Origin of the sequence: Paenibacillus radicis (ex Xue et al. 2023) (assembly GCF_024722015.1) — a bacterium.
In the GTDB taxonomy this organism is placed as follows: Bacteria; Bacillota; Bacilli; order Paenibacillales; family NBRC-103111; genus Paenibacillus_S.
The window spans coordinates 52,371-68,038 of sequence record NZ_JANQBD010000006.1; the positions used below are offsets into that span (position 1 = coordinate 52,371).

Here is a 15,668-nt window from a genome sequence, read left to right on the forward strand (position 1 = left end):
CACAATACTCTCTCTACTATTCTAACCACAACCCCGTTATTCTTCCGTACGAGGCTGCTTCATCTTAATTACTGTATGAATCCGCAGCACCGCCGCGGCAACTTCCCCGGCAGCCTGCAGCGCATGCAGCTTCACCTGGGCAGGGTCAACCACGCCGTGCTCCAACATATCAACCAAATAGCCGGTATCGCAATCAATGCCGAGAGAATCTGAACCGGCTGCAATTTGCGCAGCCTTCACTTCCTCGACCTTCTCGAGCGGATTGTAGCCGGCATTGACTACAATCTGTGCGAGCGGCTTGCGCAGCGCCTGGGCTACGGCTGCAACGCCGAAGCCCTCCATGCCCTGGATCGTCTCGCGGTGACGATCCAGGTCGTATGCGGCGGCCATCTCGGCTGCGCCGCCGCCGGGCAAGCACCCGCCGCGCAGCGCAGCCTGCACGGCGGAAGCCGCATCCTTGGCGATGCGCAGTCGCTCGCCAACGACCTCGCTCGTGCTGGCGCCGACGACGATCGTCACCTGCGTCCGGCCCTTGCCTTCGGCCATGCGGACGCATTCGAGACGCTCGTCATACGATACGCGCCCAGCGAAGCCGAGATAGCCTGCCAGCTCGGCGGCAGGCTTGCGCAGCCCGCTGCGGCGGATCGGCCGCGCGCCCGTGTATTCGCACACGAGTCGCAAATCGTGGCGAGGGACCCGCTGCACGACCATGATACCATGGTCGGTGCAGAACTGCTCCGCCTCCGCGTTAACGCCCCGGTCGGCGATTACAAGCCCTACCCGCAGCTCGACCAGCTTGTCGAGCCACTGTCGGAACTGCTCCTTCAGCTGCATCTGCTTCTGAAAGCCGGCTTCCGTCATGAGCGCTTCCTCATCGATCGTCTCCGGTTCGAATGCATCCTGAAAGACGAGCACCGAAGCTGAATCCGGAGGAAAGTCCAGCTGTGCGTTAACCGGCTTCTTCTGAATCAGAAGCCCCGGCCATACTTCGCTGATTGCGCGGCTGTGTGAAATCACAACATCCGCAAATCGGAAGCTTTCCTCCTGCAGCTTGTGAATACCTAGACGCTTCGCGCCTTCCAATATCAGCTCAGCCAAATCTGCATGCTCACGGCCGGCAATGTAGCCGACCCTGTACAGTAGAGGATCCTTAAATCCTTCGATCCTGCGGCTGCGTTTGGCTAATGAAGCCAGCGCCGTCGCCACCCCTTCTTGAATGCCCTTGACGACCTTCGCTACCGGCACTCCGCGCGTCACCTGTGCAACCCCTTCAGCGACAATAGCCCCAGCCAGCACGGTGGCTGTCGTTGTACCGTCCCCTACCTGCTGCTGTTGAGAACGCGCGACCTGAATTAGCAGGCGTGCAGCGGGATGAGTGACATCCATCTTCTCAAGAATGGTCACGCCATCATTAGTAATGATGACTTCACCCTGTCCGCCGACAAGCATCGTATCCAAGCCTTTGGGTCCAAGCGTACCTTCGACTGCGGAGCAGATCGCACGAATTGCGCCTGCATTATTGAGCAATGTGGCATACGTGTCATCACCTTCATGCGACACTGGCTTCATTGAATTCATTTATACCATCGCTCCAGCACCAGCGTCATATCCTTGGACAAATGATCCAACAAATGAATAACCTTGCCATAATCCATACGGGTCGGACCCAGAATACCAATCGTTCCCAGATGCTTGCCTTCAAAAGTATAAGATGCGGTAATCAAGCTGCAATCATTGATGGCGGCCATCGTGTTCTCACTGCCTATTCGCACCTGTATACCTGTGGAAGCGCCCGTGAAAAGCTTGGCAAGCGTCGGTGTCTCAGCGAGTAAATCAAGTATATTCTTGACCTTCTCCATATCCTGAAATTCCGGCTGTGTAAGCATATTCGTCGTGCCACCCAAGAAAATCCGGTCCTCTTCTCCTTGATCGATAACGCCATTGAGCATGGTGAGAATTTCCTCATACCCGGATATACAGCTGCGCATTTCCTCGCCAATCTCTGTAAACAGCTTTGATTTGAATTGAAGCAGCGGTACATTCTTGAGTCGGGCGTTAAGCAGGTTTACGACCTTCTCAATTTCCGACATAGGTATGCCTTCGGGAATCGACACCGTCTTATTCTCTACCTGGCCGCTATTAGTAACTACAATGGCGACTGCGGTTCGCTCATTCAGAGGAACGAGCTGCAGATGACGCAGTGTAGTGCCGAACATTTCAGGTCCCATTACAATAGATGTATAATTAGTAAGATTCGACAAAATCATCGCAACCTGCTGGATGACCTGCTCCATCTCTTGCATTTTCTCAGCAAAAAATAATTTAAGCACGTCAATCTCATGCTGTCCAAGACCCCCGAAAGTAACCAGGTGGTCCACATAATACCGATATCCCTTATGGGACGGAATTCGGCCTGCAGAAGTATGCGGCTGCTCCAGGAAGCCCATTTCCTCCAAGTCGGACATTTCATTACGAATGGTTGCCGGGCTGAACCCTACATTGCCCCGTTTGGATATGCTGCGCGAGCCAACCGGCTCGGCGGAGCGAATATAATCGTCTACAATGGCACTTAAAATATGGCGTTGGCGTTCTGTCAACATGAACATACCCCCCATCCACAGTCATTCATTATGTTCAATTAAAAGCTTCTGTTTGTTTGTCGTTAGCACTCCAATCTGACGAGTGCTAATTCATATTACAAAAATAACAGACCCAACGGTCTGTGTCAAGTTAAACTACCGCTACAATACTGCAATTTTCGAGCGCCCCCCCTTGTTCACCCCATCATCAAGAAAAGCAAAAATCGGTCTTCCTGATATTTAATCAAGAGACCGATTCATTTATACTTCTGACGGCTAGTTGCCCGAAGCTGCAACACCGATTGGATCTACCATTTTTAAGACCGCTATCTCATCACAGCAATCTCTCTTTTTGCAATGAATACAATCCTTCCATACCTTCTCAGGGAAAATTTCTTTCTGAACAACAGAAAAACCATTTCTTTCAAAGAAATTAACCGCATAGGTTAATGCCATTACCTTTGGAATTCCCTGTTGTCTGGCTTCCTCTACAAGAAAATCTACGATTGTATTGCCGATGCCCAAGCCTTTATGTCCTTCAGTTACTCCGAGAGAGCGAATTTCAACCAGATCTTGGCCGAGCCGCGTTAAGGATCCGCAGCCAACGAATTGGTCATCTATAACAGCGACAACAAAAGTATCGATTTGCTCGGCTAATGTTTCCCTCGTTCGGGGCAGCATGATCCCTTGCTCTGCATAGCCTTGAATAATAGTATACAGCGTCTCGATATCCTGCTCAGTTGCTTTTCTGCACGTTACTGTCATAGAAAACCCACCATTTCATGTCGTAAATTCAATTTATATGAATAAATATACAACAAAACGTATAAATAATTCAATATAAAATTTATTCGGCTGTCAGGCTTACAAATTCTCCAAACACTTCGTTACCAAGCAGCAGCCCATTCTCCGACAGCTTGTAGCCCTCCTCTGTCGGCTCCAGCAGCTTTCGTTCCAAAAGTTTGCTCAGTGGATTGCCAAAAACAGCTTCCAGCTCCCTGCCGAATTGTTTGCTGAAATCAGCTCGCTTCACTCCACACAGCATCCGCAAGCCGACCATCATGAAGTCCTCCATCGCATCCTGCTCGCTGATTTCATATTGCTCCAGCAGCGGTAGTCCATGGAGGGTCGCATCAATATAAGGCTGTACGCCTTTAATATTGACATGTCTCTTTCCATACATATACCCGTGAGCACCGGCCCCTAAACCGTAGTAACTCCGATTCAACCAATACATGCTGTTATGCCGGCTCTCATAGCCTGGCTTAGCGAAGTTGCTGATCTCGTACTGTTCGTACCCGGCCTGCCTCAAACGCTTCATAATTAAAAGGAACATTTCCACTTCTTGATCTTCGTCCGGAAGAGGCAGTTGATTTTTTTGATAAAGCGAATGAAACAACGTATGCTCTTCCACCTTCAAGCCGTAAATGGAGTAATGCTTCAAGTCAAGCGCCAGCGCTTTATCAAGGGTATCGTTCATTACTTCAACCGTCTGATTCGGAAGTCCAAACATCAAATCGATGGACATATTCGTAAATCCAACGCTTCGTGCATTTTCGATACTCCTGTACACGTCATCCGTATTGTGGATCCGGCCTATCCCTTCCAATAAAGCATTGTCAAACGACTGGACCCCGAAGCTGATCCGATTGACGCCGCCTTCCTTCATGGCCTGAAGTTTCTCCTTATCGGTTGTCCCCGGATTAGCTTCCATCGAAAACTCGAGTTCGGCCGATTGATTCGGAAAGTAGGTGCGCACTCGCTTCAAAAAGCTTTCCATCTGATCCGGCAGAAGTACGGTAGGTGTTCCGCCGCCAACAAAAATAGTCTCGATCTGCTGCGGCGGTACGAGCTGAACCGTCCTTTCCATCTCCCGCTCCAACGCATCCAAATAATCCATGACTGGTTGGCCTTTTAATACATAGGAGTTAAAGTCACAGTAATGGCATTTGTTTGTACAAAACGGAATGTGGATATATACCGCAGCGGGTGTTTCATTTCTGTGGATCATCGTTAACATTCCTCCCTGTTATCTTTCTTCACGTGACATAAAAGCAGGTGCGTCAGTTGCACGCACCTGCTCATGATTTATTTTTCTAATCGTCAAGCTTCAATACGGCCATGAACGCTTCCTGAGGCACTTCGACGCTGCCGACCTGTTTCATCCGCTTCTTGCCTTCCTTTTGCTTATCCAACAGCTTCCTTTTTCTCGAAATATCGCCGCCGTAGCATTTGGCTAATACATTTTTCCGCATCGCTTTAACGGTTTCCCTCGATACGATTTTTTGGCCAATCGCCGCTTGGATCGGCACCTCGAACATTTGGCGTGGAATTAAATCCTTCAGCTTCTCGCAAATAATTTTTCCGCGATGGTAAGCCCGATCCCGGTGAACGATAAACGAAAGAGCATCGACCTGCTCGCTGTTCAGCATGATATCCATTTTGACAAGATTGGATTTCTTATAGCCTGACAGCTCATAATCGAATGAAGCATAGCCCTTGGTACTTGACTTTAACTGATCAAAGAAATCGTAAACGATTTCGGACAGCGGAATATCATAAGTCAAGGTTACACGTGTTGTATCCAAATATTCCATATTGATAAATTCGCCGCGCTTGCCTTGGCAAAGCTCCATGATGGCTCCAACAAAATCATTGGGGACAATAACAGCAGCCTTTACGTAAGGCTCCTCTACGAAGTCGATTTTACCAGGCTCCGGAAATAACGACGGATTCTCGATGCTCAATACCTCGCCATTTGTTTGCGTTACTTTAAACACAACGCTTGGCGCGGTAGTAATCAGATCGATGTTGAACTCACGTTCTATCCGTTCCTGAATAACATCCATATGCAGCAGACCGAGGAATCCGCAGCGGAAACCAAAGCCTAACGCAGTAGAAGTCTCTGGTTCGAAGCTAAGTGAAGCATCGTTCAACTGCAGCTTTTCCAAAGCTTCACGCAGGTCGTTATAGTCGCTAGTCTCGATCGGATAAAGTCCGCAGAACACCATAGGGTTGATTTTACGGTAGCCAGGCAGCGCTTCAGGCGCTGGATTTTTGGCATCGGTAACGGTATCCCCGACACGCGTATCGCCAACGTTTTTTATCCCGGCAACGATGAAGCCAACATCTCCAATTTCAAGCGAGTCTACGGTTGACATCCGCGGTTTAAAAGCACCGACCTCAATAACCTCGAACACTTTTTCCGTTGCCATGAACTTGATTTTGGAACCCGACTTGATGGAGCCGTCAATAACACGCACGTAGACGATTACACCTTTGTAAGGATCATAATGAGAATCAAATATAAGCGCTTTAAGCGGCTTGCTTGGATCTCCCGTTGGAGCCGGAACAAGCTTGACTACCTGCTCTATGATCTCCTTGATCCCAATCCCTGCCTTGGCGGAAGCTAATACCGCCTGGCTCGTGTCGAGCCCAATTACATCCTCAATCTCCTGCTTAACCCGCTCAGGGTCTGCACTAGGCAGATCGATTTTGTTAATGACCGGCAATATTTCCAGGTTGTTGTCGAGCGCAAGGTATACGTTAGCTAACGTTTGCGCCTCGATTCCTTGCGCCGCATCAACCACAAGCAGTGCGCCTTCACAGGCTGCAAGGCTGCGGGATACCTCATACGTGAAATCGACATGCCCAGGCGTATCGATTAAATTCAAAATATAATCTTCCCCGTCATCCGCACGGTAACTTAAGCGAACGGCCTGCAGCTTGATGGTGATGCCCCGCTCGCGCTCCAGATCCATTTGATCCAACACCTGCTCTTGCATTTCGCGCGAGGAGAGTGCTCCCGTATATTCAAGTATTCGGTCTGCCAGCGTCGATTTTCCATGGTCGATGTGAGCAATAATTGAAAAGTTCCTAATCTTTTTCTGTCTGGCTAGAATATCCATTTGCGCTGACCCTCACTAACCTACAAATTTACAATACCTCTAATTATAGCAGTTGTGAGTGAAGGCATCAATGCAAGGTTATCCGGTAACCATTTCGAACAAGGAAACGACGAGGCGGATCCCATGGTAGGCAATAATTTGCAGCAGCTCCCCGACTTTATTCCCAAGCCTGGCAATGCCTGAGGTTTCGTTTATTTCGGCTTTTGGCTCCGTTTCCTCCTTGGGCTCTTTTTTTCCTTTTCCTTCTGCTGCCTGTGTCGTTCCAGCTGTACCGGCAGCCTTGCTTCCGTTCGGCCCCACTGTTACGCCACCCGCTTTCGAATCCTGAGGCTTCTCCGCTTGCGGCCATAAACGGACGCCGCCTGACTCTGGAGCCGCTTTTACAATCGGTCCCTGAATACGTTCAACACCGCGGGTAGCTAAGTCAACCCCGAAAAAGATACAAAATCCCATTCCCAGCACTATCAGCAGCAGCTTGATATAAAAATTATTTCTCATCCCTTAAGCGCCCCCAGAACGATTTCGTTCTTTTTTTTGCAATTAATTTTGCTTTTTACCGTCTTTGGCTCCGGCAGGTGTTCCATCCACTTTTTGCACATTAAGCACCACTTCTGAAATCGCCTCAGCCAACAGGTCAACGGTTCTGTAGCATTCCTCCAAGGAATTGTCCACGCCTCCAACCTCTATCAGCACACTATTGGGCGAAAAATTTTGATTATACACCCCGTTCCCTTCTGCCGCTTTAGCAAAGGAGCCTTTAGAAATACCCGGGTATTTACTTTCCAGTGCGTGATGGATATCTGAAGCAAATTGTTCGTTTTCTTTCCAATTCGCATTTTTACCGCCAATAACAAAGTAGACTTGCGCATAATCTTTGCCGTTAATCTCTACGGTCGTCTTACTTCTCCGCTGTGAATCTCTATGAATATCAAAATAAAATTTTAGATCCGGATGGGAGGCACTGGCTTCTTGCAATGTTTTGAGAGAGTATTTATAAGAATAATAGTAATTGAAGCTTTTCTCGATAGCCGGATAGTTTTTATCCGAATGAACGGCTCCTATACCTTCCTTCTCCAGCATTTGCGCCAGTCTCAGACCCACTAACGTTACATTTTTTTTCGGATCATAAGCTTTATCGGGATCCTTCACCCCATCAAGCTCCGGCAAATAGGACTCCTGATTATGGGATTGATAGATGAAGGCCACATTACGTCCCGCCATTCTCGGAGGCTGTGCAGTCGGGATTTGAGGCCCATGCGTCGTATCGTTCGTTTCAGGCGGAGCCGTCGGATTCGCTGTTATAGAACCCTCGCCACCTTCGCCATTCTTCGGAATGACATCCCCCTTCGGACCATAATCCTCCGGCCCATCCTCACCTGTAGCTGCGCTGCTTCGCAATACTACCGAGCGGTCTTGAGCCAAACCGGGCATTTCTCTGGCTATGAAAGTTTTCGGGTCCTTCCAATTCAAGTCTGTGAGCAACGAAAATAGAAATCCCGATACATTGGACTGTGAAAACGTAAACGTCTGACGGTCTGTCTGCATATAAGGCACTTCCATTCCCATCATATCCATAAAAAAACGACTCGATACCGACGAAGCCAACCCCTTCATAGACGAAACAGGTGCGGAATTATTCATTTTCGTTTGAGCATACCCAAGCAATCCAAGTGCTATAAAAAACAGCAAACAACCTGTCACAAGAGCCGTTATTACCCGAAAATAAATACCCAAATCCTGCCCAGCTTTACGATATTTGTTCACATTAATAGTCACTGCTGTCCATTTCATGCGCATTCCTCCTGAGAGTTTTCGTTAGAAAACTTACTTCGTAAGCATAAGGCTGAGCCATCTATCAGACTATCTACCGAAATAACTGACCACCGACCGCTAGTATCAAATCTATGAGTATTTACTAGAAGATAGAACCAAACTCATCTAATACTTTATTTGCTATATTCCGATAGTTTTCTTAAAGACTATAATCACTAAAATTCCGGGGGGACCTCTATGAGAAACTTGTCTTTGAAATGGAAATTACTTTTGAGCTTTGGTCTGTTAATCTTGCTCTTTGGAGGGATCGTCGCGTATAACTACACCGAATTGAACACGATAAACGAGTTGTCCAAAAAACAGCTTGCAAGCTCAGAGGACGAGAAGCTGGCATTAAGGTTTGAAAGCACAATCGGAATTCTATACAGCCACCAAGCCGATCTAATCATTAATGAGAATCAGGAATCGATCCAAAATTACCGCGAAGAAACAGAAAGTATCAAAAAACAATTGAAAGCGCTGACAGAGAGTGTAAATACGGATGAGGAGAAAAAGTGGGCAGCTCAATTGAAAACATCGACCGATGCGTACCTGGCTATTTTTGACAAAATCGAAGCGGTATTTAATAAACGTAATGCCCTATCCTCCGCTGAGCTCAAAACCACCTATAAAAAGCTCGATGACGAAAGCGATCAGCATAAAAAATTACTATTCAGTACCATCGACTCGATAAATGAATCTAACAGGTGCGAGATGGCTGTACTAAGTGATTTACTACAGGACACGATAGCTAAAGATATCCGTATCCTGCTCCTTGTCTTGCCTCTTGCTGTCCTGATCGGATCATTGTCCGTCTTTGTGATAACCCGTATGCTTACCAAACCAATCTCGAGGCTGGTAGAAGCTACAGAAAAAGTTGCCCAAGGCGATTTAACTGTCAGCATCCGTATTGATTCCAGAGATGAGATCGGCAGATTAAGCACAAGTTTCGGTGAAATGATCAAAAGTTTACAACAAATTATCCATGAGGTTGGAGATCATGCCATTCAAGTGTCTGCTTCAACAGAGCAGCTAACAGCCAGCGCAGAGCAAACAAGTCAAGCGACACAGCATATTGCCGAAACCATTCAGATCATGGCCTCAGACAGCGAAAAGCAAGTCCGCAGTGTAAATGAAACAGCTGAAGCCGTAAATACAATGAGTGAGAGCGTTAATCAAATTTCCGAGCACACCAATCATGTAGTTGGAGCGTCTATGAAAGCTTCGCAAACAGCGACTGCTGGGAGTGAGACCGTTCAATCCGCCATTCAACAAATGGATTCTATTCATAAAACGATCGATAAAATGAGTGCGATCATTCAACGTTTAGTTCAGCGATCCAATGAAATTGGAGAAATGAACAAGGTCATAACTACGATAGCCGTTCAGACCAACCTTTTGGCGCTTAATGCTGGTATAGAAGCTGCAAGAGCCGGTGAAAACGGCAAAGGTTTCGCTGTAGTTGCCACTGAGGTTCGTAAACTGGCTGAACAGAGCTCACATTCTTCTCAGCAGGTTGAGCAAATTATTTTAACCGTGCAGGAGGAAACAGCTGCCGCGGCGAAAAGCATGACCGAAGTAGCCGCAGGAATTACTGCAGGATTGGAAGCTGTTCAATTTGCCGGAAGTTCGTTCGAGGAAATTTCTTCAGCGGTTGGCGAAGTAAATGTGCGCATCAATAACGTTTACGGGTCACTGCAGCTGATTTCGCAAAATAGCGAGCAGATAGTAACCGCAATCGCAGAAATCGTAGCGATAACGGAAGGCACTGCAGCTGGTGCGCAAAATGTTTCCGCAGCAACACAACAACAGCTTGCCTCCATGGAGGAAGTCGCTACATCCTCTTCGCATCTTTCTCACATGGCCGAGGACTTGACCCAATTGATTAGACGTTTTCAAACCTGAAGCTGCATACAAATAAAAAGGCATTAATCACGGCTGCACCTACAGTCGGATTAATGCCTTTTTTGTACAACCTGTAATTAATGGGTGTAGGCCGATACGTTATCTACATCCACTGCCTCATGTAAGGCTGCATTCAGACCGCTCGCGATGATATTAGCGACATCCTCGATGAACTCGTCAATTTCCTTTGGTGTAACAAGCAGGTCATGGCCAATGGGGCTTAGCACTTCCCTTACCAGCTCAAGTCTCTCCTGCTCCTCCATATCATCCAGAAGCCCGAGAATTTGTGCCGTATTGGCGGTTTGCTGTTGAAAGTGCGTCCGCATCATATCAATCGTGTTATTGACGATAGTAGAGGCATACACTACCGTCGGTACGCCAATTGCAATGACAGGTACTCCTAATGTATCAATTGTTAGGCCTTTACGCTTGTTTCCAATACCAGATCCCGGATGGATTCCTGTATCCGCGATTTGAATGGTTGTATTGACCCTTTCAAGTGATCTAGAAGCGAGCGCATCGATAGCAATAACTAAATCCGGTTTTGACTTCTCCACGATTCCTTGTACTATTTCTCCCGTCTCGATTCCAGTCGTTCCCAATACACCGGGAGCAACAGCACTTACCGGACGATATCCAGGACTCACCTCGCCAGGCATCAGTTCAAAATAATGACGGGTGACCATTACATTTTCTACAACTATCGGACCTAATGCATCGGGTGTCACATTCCAGTTGCCTAACCCTATTATAAGTACCTTCCCCATCGGGCTTATGTTAAGCTTGGCTAAAAAAGCCTCGAACTCCCTTGCAAACACCGTAGCAACCCTGTCCTGCAGATTACTGTCCTTCTTCCGTAATTCCGGTACCTCTATTGTGATATAATGACCAGGGAGCTTGCCTATAGCAAGGGCTCCCTCCTGGGTGGTTATGTCGGTTTTACTGATCCGAATGCCATCTATATTTTCCGATGACGTAAGTACGCCGGGAATTACTTCACCGGCTGGGGAGGCCAGATTATGAGCCTCTAAAGCCAGGTCGGTCCGAACGGAATAATTGCTTAAATCCATCGTGCCATCTCCTTTCAGCATAAGCATGCTCATTTAGTGTGTGATAAAGCAAAGCGGCTTATGCAAAGTATTGTTAGAACCGTCTTAGTGACTCTATTGCATTTTGATATATGGCGTGTTAGAATATCTAGAGTTGTCAACAAAATGAAAACTATATGCTTTAATGTAAGTTGTAGTAGGAGGTGAACGTCAATGCCGAACATTAAATCCGCAATTAAAAGAGTAAAAGTAAATGAAAAGCGTCGTATGATCAATGCATCTCACAAATCCGCTCTTCGCACTGCAGTAAAAAGTTTTGAAACTGCTGCAGCCAGCAGCAATGTGGACACTGCAAAAGCAGCCCTAGTCACTGCCAGCAAAAAGCTGGATAAAGCAGCGACCAAAGGTTTAATCCATAAAAATGCCGCTGCCCGCAAAAAATCTCGCTTAGCGAAAAAGCTGAACCTGATTTCTGCTCAGGCGTAATGCGAAAAAAAGGATCGATTTCCTCTCGGGGAAACGGTCCTTTTTTTGTTGTTCAGCTGTCCTGTCTAAGTTTAAGCAATTAACCGCAGCAAAAACATTTCCAAACCCAGCGCTTTATCGATCTTCCCGCTCTTCATCTGATAGTCCAAGTCAGCCAGCTGCCCCAAAATATCAGCCAATCGTTTTAGCTCGAATCGATTCGATTGCCCTGAGGCAATCTTAACAGCATAAGGATGCAGTCCTAGCTGCGATGCCATTTGCTGCTGAGAATAACCCTGCTGCTGCAAATCCTTCACTTGAAACATGATGCGGAATTGTCTGGCAATCAGCGCCATAATCTTGATCGGTTCTTCCTTCCGTCTCAGCAGCTCCGACAGCATAGTAAAGGCTTTTTCAAGCTGCAGCTGCACGATATGCTCAATTAGAATAAATATATTTTGCTCAATGCTTCGCGTCACCAGCTGATCCAAAGCATCTGCTGTTATAACGCCCCCCCGCCCCGCAAACAGCGCGCATTTCTCCAGCTCACTGGACAGTGCATTTAGGCTTGTACCAGTGTACAAAATAAACTGCTCTTCCACTCCTGGCGCAAAGGTAAACCCCGCCTTCTCCGCCCCCTGCTTAACCCATTGGGTCAACTCATCGGCTGACAGCGTTGCGCACGGTACCAGATAATCAGATTCCTTGAGCGACTTCACCAGTTTTTTACGTTCATCAAGCTTATCCGCACTCACCGTTAACACCAGAACCGTAAAATCGGCTGGCGACTTCATATAATCGGTTAACCTCTCCAGCCTATGCTCCACCTTTGTGCTCTCTTTGGCACCCGTTAGAAATAGTGCATTCGACGCAATAACCAGCTTGCTGGGAACCATAAATGGAAGCGTCTCAGCTTCTTCTATAACGGTATCCACGGAGGTTTCCGTCAAATCATACTTGGACACTGCAAAAGCTCTGTGCTCTGGGTCGATGAGTTGGTTTGTCAGCTTATGGATCAGCTCTTGAATCAAATAACTTTCAGCGCCGTAACATATGTAGATAGGGGCAAATATACCCTTTTGAATTTGCTTTAATGTTGATTTGTAATCCATTTTAGGCTCAGCCTCTTCCCAACTGCGATTTCATCAAAAAAAGCGATTCTACGAATCGACCTTACTTTCTGACATTATAACAAAAATTCATCATCGAAGATTATTCGACGCAGATACATTCGTGTTTTAGCGGTAATTTTTGTTGCAATATCAGAAAACGAAACTTCGGTTCTTAGCTTTCTGATATTATAACAAAACCTCAAACGATGCAATTCAATGATGTGCGACTGCGCTTTAGAGGTTGGTTTTGTTGCAATGTCAGAAAGCGATTCTACGAATCGACCTTACTTTCTGACATTATAACAAAAATTCATGATCAAAGATTATTCAACGTAGATACATTCGTGTTTTAGCGGTAATTTTTGTTGCAATATCAGAAAACGAACCTTCGGTTCTCAGCTTTCTGATATTATAACAACAACAACAAAGAGATTACGTCAAAACCATACGGTTTCAACGTAACCTCTTTGTACGGTACCCATCTATATAAACACATGAAGATAGGCTCTAGAAACCTGCCCTCACATGGTCATACGACGAACCTCGTTTAAGAAATGTAGTTTATCATACGCAGTAATAACTGCGAACGTGAATTCTTTTTGATAAAACAGCAGGTTATTTTTTCACATCTGTCTTTTCTGTCACATTAACGACATAAATTGTCTTTCCTGAGTCATTACTAATCTGATAAGTCAGCATACTTCCTGATTCCCACTTCACTAAAGTGACAACATCCTTCTCAGTAACAGAACGATTAGTAGTAAATACTGTTTTGCCCTGCTGATCTGCGATTACAACATGTCGTTCGCTATTAACTAAAGCTGTATAGACCCCATCCGGAGAAGGCAATGTATTGGCTATGGAGCTTCTAAAGTTGGAAGTTCCCATATCATCCGTTAGACCCGTTACATTAGGCTGTGGATTGGGTCCGGCAAATCCTGCTTTAGGCTGTTCAGGAGCCTGTTTTAAAGCCGCCGGAGGAACAGTTGGTGATATCTTGGGAGTCGAATCCATAGCCATTGAAGAGTGCGCGTCTGAACCACCGGCTGCATCTACTGGAGGCACAGCCTGTTGGGCCGAGTTGTTAGCTTCTGGAACACCACCTAATGGCTCTGAAGCACGGGAATACTGATCAATGGCCGTGACTTGTTTTTCTTGAGGCTGAGCAGCCGCTGCTTCCTGTTCAGCCTTGCCTGACTGTACCGGAGCTTCCTTAGCTGCTCCAGTATTATTCTGAACACTACCTCCATCACTCGTAACCTTGGTCGGAGACTGAATTCCCTGCTGCGCGTTATTGCTCTTATCTTCCGTCGGCACAGAAGCTTCTTTCTTAGGATCTGATCCCGTATTCGCCGCATTCTTAGCAGAATCATCCGCTTTGCTTATTTCTTTGTTAGCTGGAGACGCTGGAATCTTGGCCGAGCTTGCAGCCGGCGAATCGGACTTGGATTCTGAGATTGCAGACTTTTTATCCGTATTAACCGATTTAGGCTGATTCGCTGATTCTTGCTGCGCTGCACCAGAGGTGGAGAGTAGCCCATCAGCGTTTTTCATACTGCCGCTCTGCTGCTGTTGTTCAAAGACGAAAAATCCGAGAACCAGACCTGCAGCCACTACCCCGCCCACAATTCGTGTGGAAACCAGCCCACGCATCCGTTTACGCCAACTGACTAGCTCTGTATCCGACTTGTTATCATCTTCGAGCTTCGCATCAGCTGCAATCGGAGCCGCTGCGTGCCCTGACAACGGAACATCATCTACTGGCATCCCCATATCAATAAGCTGCAGCTTAGGCATAATCGCATCTACTAAACTATAAGCCGGAGTGACTTTAGGCAGCTGCTCTAATTCATGAGACAATGCAACCAGCCGTTGGAACAGCTCCGTGCATTCCGAGCATTGCTGCATATGTCCTAGCATCTGATTATATTCCATTTCATCGAGATCCTGATCGAGGTATCTCTGCATGAGTTCGATCACCTCTTGACACTTCATCCCCGCACACTACCTTTCTGATCGATTCAACAACTGACATATACAATAACGAAGCATAGTAACAAGAATCCCCATTATTCATGAACGGCTATTCAAAAATGGTATTTCCCGCTCAGCCGCGAATGACATCGCTTCGGGTCTTTTTGTAATCCTGCAATAACGTTTGTAATTGCTGCCTTGCCCTAAATAAATAAGACTTGACTGTGTTGATGGGCAAATCTAATGATTCGGCAATTTCGTTGTAGGAAAAATCCTGCAAATACCGCAGCACAACGACCGATCGATGATGTTCCGGCAGCTTATCAATTGCCTCTCTAATATCTTGGGCAATATACGCAGACATAACCTCATCTTCAACTGTTTTATTTGCAGTAAAATTCAGCTCATGTTGTTCTATAGAAACGGTGGGCTTAGTCCGTCGGAACTTATCAATGCATAAATTGGTAACAATCCGCTGTACCCATGTTTTAAACTGAGCTTTCTCTTCGTAGGAATTAATTTTGGAATAAATACGTATTAATGCTTCCTGTGCCGCATCCATAGCGTCCTGCTCATTTCCCAGAATGTAATAAGCAGTCCGGTACACATGATTTTCTATTTCTCGCAGTAGGGTAATTAGAGCGTCGCGATCGCCCGACTGGGCAGCCTTTATCAGTTCTGGCGCTACCACTGAGATCCCCCTCTCTTGCAACCTTATAAACGTTGCTTCATTCAATAATGTTGCACTCTATTTTCAACTCATATAATCATTTTAATATTAACTATTCTATTAGAATATCAAATTTTTAGTAGAAGGTACATATACGGAGCATATTGGCAAATACTTATTAAATGTCGCTAGTT

13 protein-coding genes are annotated in these 15,668 nt (G+C 46.5%); 2 read left to right on the plus strand and 11 right to left on the minus strand.

Annotated features, from left to right (window positions below; genetic code table 11):
• Positions 1–36: 36 nt before the first annotated feature.
• From NV381_RS09570 to NV381_RS09600, 7 genes are all read right to left on the minus strand, one after another.
• Positions 37–1,578: a TCP-1/cpn60 chaperonin family protein gene (locus tag NV381_RS09570; protein ID WP_258213055.1), complete on the minus strand. Its 1,542-nt coding sequence runs from the start codon at positions 1,576–1,578 to the stop codon at positions 37–39.
• On the minus strand, positions 1,575–2,600 hold the full coding sequence (hrcA, locus tag NV381_RS09575; RefSeq protein ID WP_258213056.1) for a heat-inducible transcriptional repressor HrcA: 1,026 nt from the start codon (positions 2,598–2,600) through the stop codon (positions 1,575–1,577). The genes NV381_RS09570 and hrcA overlap by 4 nt, the downstream gene beginning before the upstream one ends.
• Positions 2,601–2,855: 255 nt before the next feature.
• Entirely contained in the window at positions 2,856–3,344 is a 489-nt protein-coding gene (locus NV381_RS09580) for an N-acetyltransferase (RefSeq protein ID WP_258213057.1), read from the minus strand.
• A gap of 82 nt (positions 3,345–3,426) precedes the next feature.
• Positions 3,427–4,590: a radical SAM family heme chaperone HemW gene (gene hemW, locus NV381_RS09585; protein ID WP_258213058.1), complete on the minus strand. Its 1,164-nt coding sequence runs from the start codon at positions 4,588–4,590 to the stop codon at positions 3,427–3,429.
• Between the two features lie 85 nt (positions 4,591–4,675).
• The gene (gene lepA, locus NV381_RS09590) at positions 4,676–6,487 is read right to left on the minus strand and encodes a translation elongation factor 4 (protein WP_258213059.1); all 1,812 of its coding nucleotides are present in this window, start codon (positions 6,485–6,487) and stop codon (positions 4,676–4,678) included.
• A gap of 78 nt (positions 6,488–6,565) precedes the next feature.
• Entirely contained in the window at positions 6,566–6,985 is a 420-nt protein-coding gene (locus tag NV381_RS09595) for a hypothetical protein (protein WP_258213060.1), read from the minus strand.
• Between the two features lie 42 nt (positions 6,986–7,027).
• The gene (locus tag NV381_RS09600) at positions 7,028–8,278 is read right to left on the minus strand and encodes a stage II sporulation protein P (RefSeq protein ID WP_258213061.1); all 1,251 of its coding nucleotides are present in this window, start codon (positions 8,276–8,278) and stop codon (positions 7,028–7,030) included.
• 219 nt (positions 8,279–8,497) lie between these two features.
• On the opposite strand from NV381_RS09600, the gene NV381_RS09605 reads away from it, so the two are divergent.
• Positions 8,498–10,204, plus strand: a complete 1,707-nt coding sequence (locus NV381_RS09605) for a methyl-accepting chemotaxis protein (RefSeq protein WP_258213062.1) — start codon at positions 8,498–8,500, stop codon at positions 10,202–10,204.
• 77 nt (positions 10,205–10,281) lie between these two features.
• Here NV381_RS09605 and gpr read toward each other — a convergent pair whose 3' ends face one another.
• Positions 10,282–11,274, minus strand: a complete 993-nt coding sequence (gene gpr / locus NV381_RS09610) for a GPR endopeptidase (protein WP_258213063.1) — start codon at positions 11,272–11,274, stop codon at positions 10,282–10,284.
• 192 nt (positions 11,275–11,466) lie between these two features.
• Between gpr and rpsT the strand changes: the two genes are divergently transcribed.
• Positions 11,467–11,739, plus strand: coding sequence for a 30S ribosomal protein S20 (gene rpsT, locus NV381_RS09615; RefSeq protein WP_258213064.1), 273 nt, complete (start codon positions 11,467–11,469; stop codon positions 11,737–11,739).
• Positions 11,740–11,810: 71 nt separating this feature from the next.
• Here the strand turns inward: rpsT and holA are convergent, their stop codons facing one another.
• The 3 genes from holA to NV381_RS09630 form a co-directional block, all read right to left on the minus strand.
• Positions 11,811–12,830 carry a DNA polymerase III subunit delta gene (gene holA / locus NV381_RS09620; RefSeq protein WP_258213065.1) on the minus strand — a complete coding sequence of 340 codons (1,020 nt, stop codon included), beginning with the start codon at positions 12,828–12,830 and terminating at the stop codon, positions 11,811–11,813.
• Positions 12,831–13,445: 615 nt separating this feature from the next.
• Positions 13,446–14,825: an anti-sigma factor family protein gene (locus NV381_RS09625; protein WP_258213066.1), complete on the minus strand. Its 1,380-nt coding sequence runs from the start codon at positions 14,823–14,825 to the stop codon at positions 13,446–13,448.
• 112 nt (positions 14,826–14,937) lie between these two features.
• Complete coding sequence (locus tag NV381_RS09630; RefSeq protein ID WP_258213067.1) at positions 14,938–15,495, minus strand: RNA polymerase sigma factor; 558 nt, start codon at positions 15,493–15,495, stop codon at positions 14,938–14,940.
• Positions 15,496–15,668 lie beyond the last annotated feature (173 nt).

Excerpts from the sequence above, each read along its gene's own strand:
- NV381_RS09570 (WP_258213055.1), bottom strand. The coding sequence starts at position 1,578 with ATGAATTCAATGAAGCCAGTGTCGCATGAAGGTGATGACACGTATGCC.
- hrcA (WP_258213056.1), bottom strand. The coding sequence starts at position 2,600 with ATGTTGACAGAACGCCAACGCCATATTTTAAGTGCCATTGTAGACGAT.
- NV381_RS09580 (WP_258213057.1), bottom strand. The coding sequence starts at position 3,344 with ATGACAGTAACGTGCAGAAAAGCAACTGAGCAGGATATCGAGACGCTG.
- hemW (WP_258213058.1), bottom strand. The coding sequence starts at position 4,590 with ATGATCCACAGAAATGAAACACCCGCTGCGGTATATATCCACATTCCG.
- lepA (WP_258213059.1), bottom strand. The coding sequence starts at position 6,487 with ATGGATATTCTAGCCAGACAGAAAAAGATTAGGAACTTTTCAATTATT.
- NV381_RS09595 (WP_258213060.1), bottom strand. The coding sequence starts at position 6,985 with ATGAGAAATAATTTTTATATCAAGCTGCTGCTGATAGTGCTGGGAATG.
- NV381_RS09600 (WP_258213061.1), bottom strand. The coding sequence starts at position 8,278 with ATGAAATGGACAGCAGTGACTATTAATGTGAACAAATATCGTAAAGCT.
- NV381_RS09605 (WP_258213062.1), top strand. The coding sequence starts at position 8,498 with ATGAGAAACTTGTCTTTGAAATGGAAATTACTTTTGAGCTTTGGTCTG.
- gpr (WP_258213063.1), bottom strand. The coding sequence starts at position 11,274 with ATGGATTTAAGCAATTATTCCGTTCGGACCGACCTGGCTTTAGAGGCT.
- rpsT (WP_258213064.1), top strand. The coding sequence starts at position 11,467 with ATGCCGAACATTAAATCCGCAATTAAAAGAGTAAAAGTAAATGAAAAG.
- holA (WP_258213065.1), bottom strand. The coding sequence starts at position 12,830 with ATGGATTACAAATCAACATTAAAGCAAATTCAAAAGGGTATATTTGCC.
- NV381_RS09625 (WP_258213066.1), bottom strand. The coding sequence starts at position 14,825 with ATGAAGTGTCAAGAGGTGATCGAACTCATGCAGAGATACCTCGATCAG.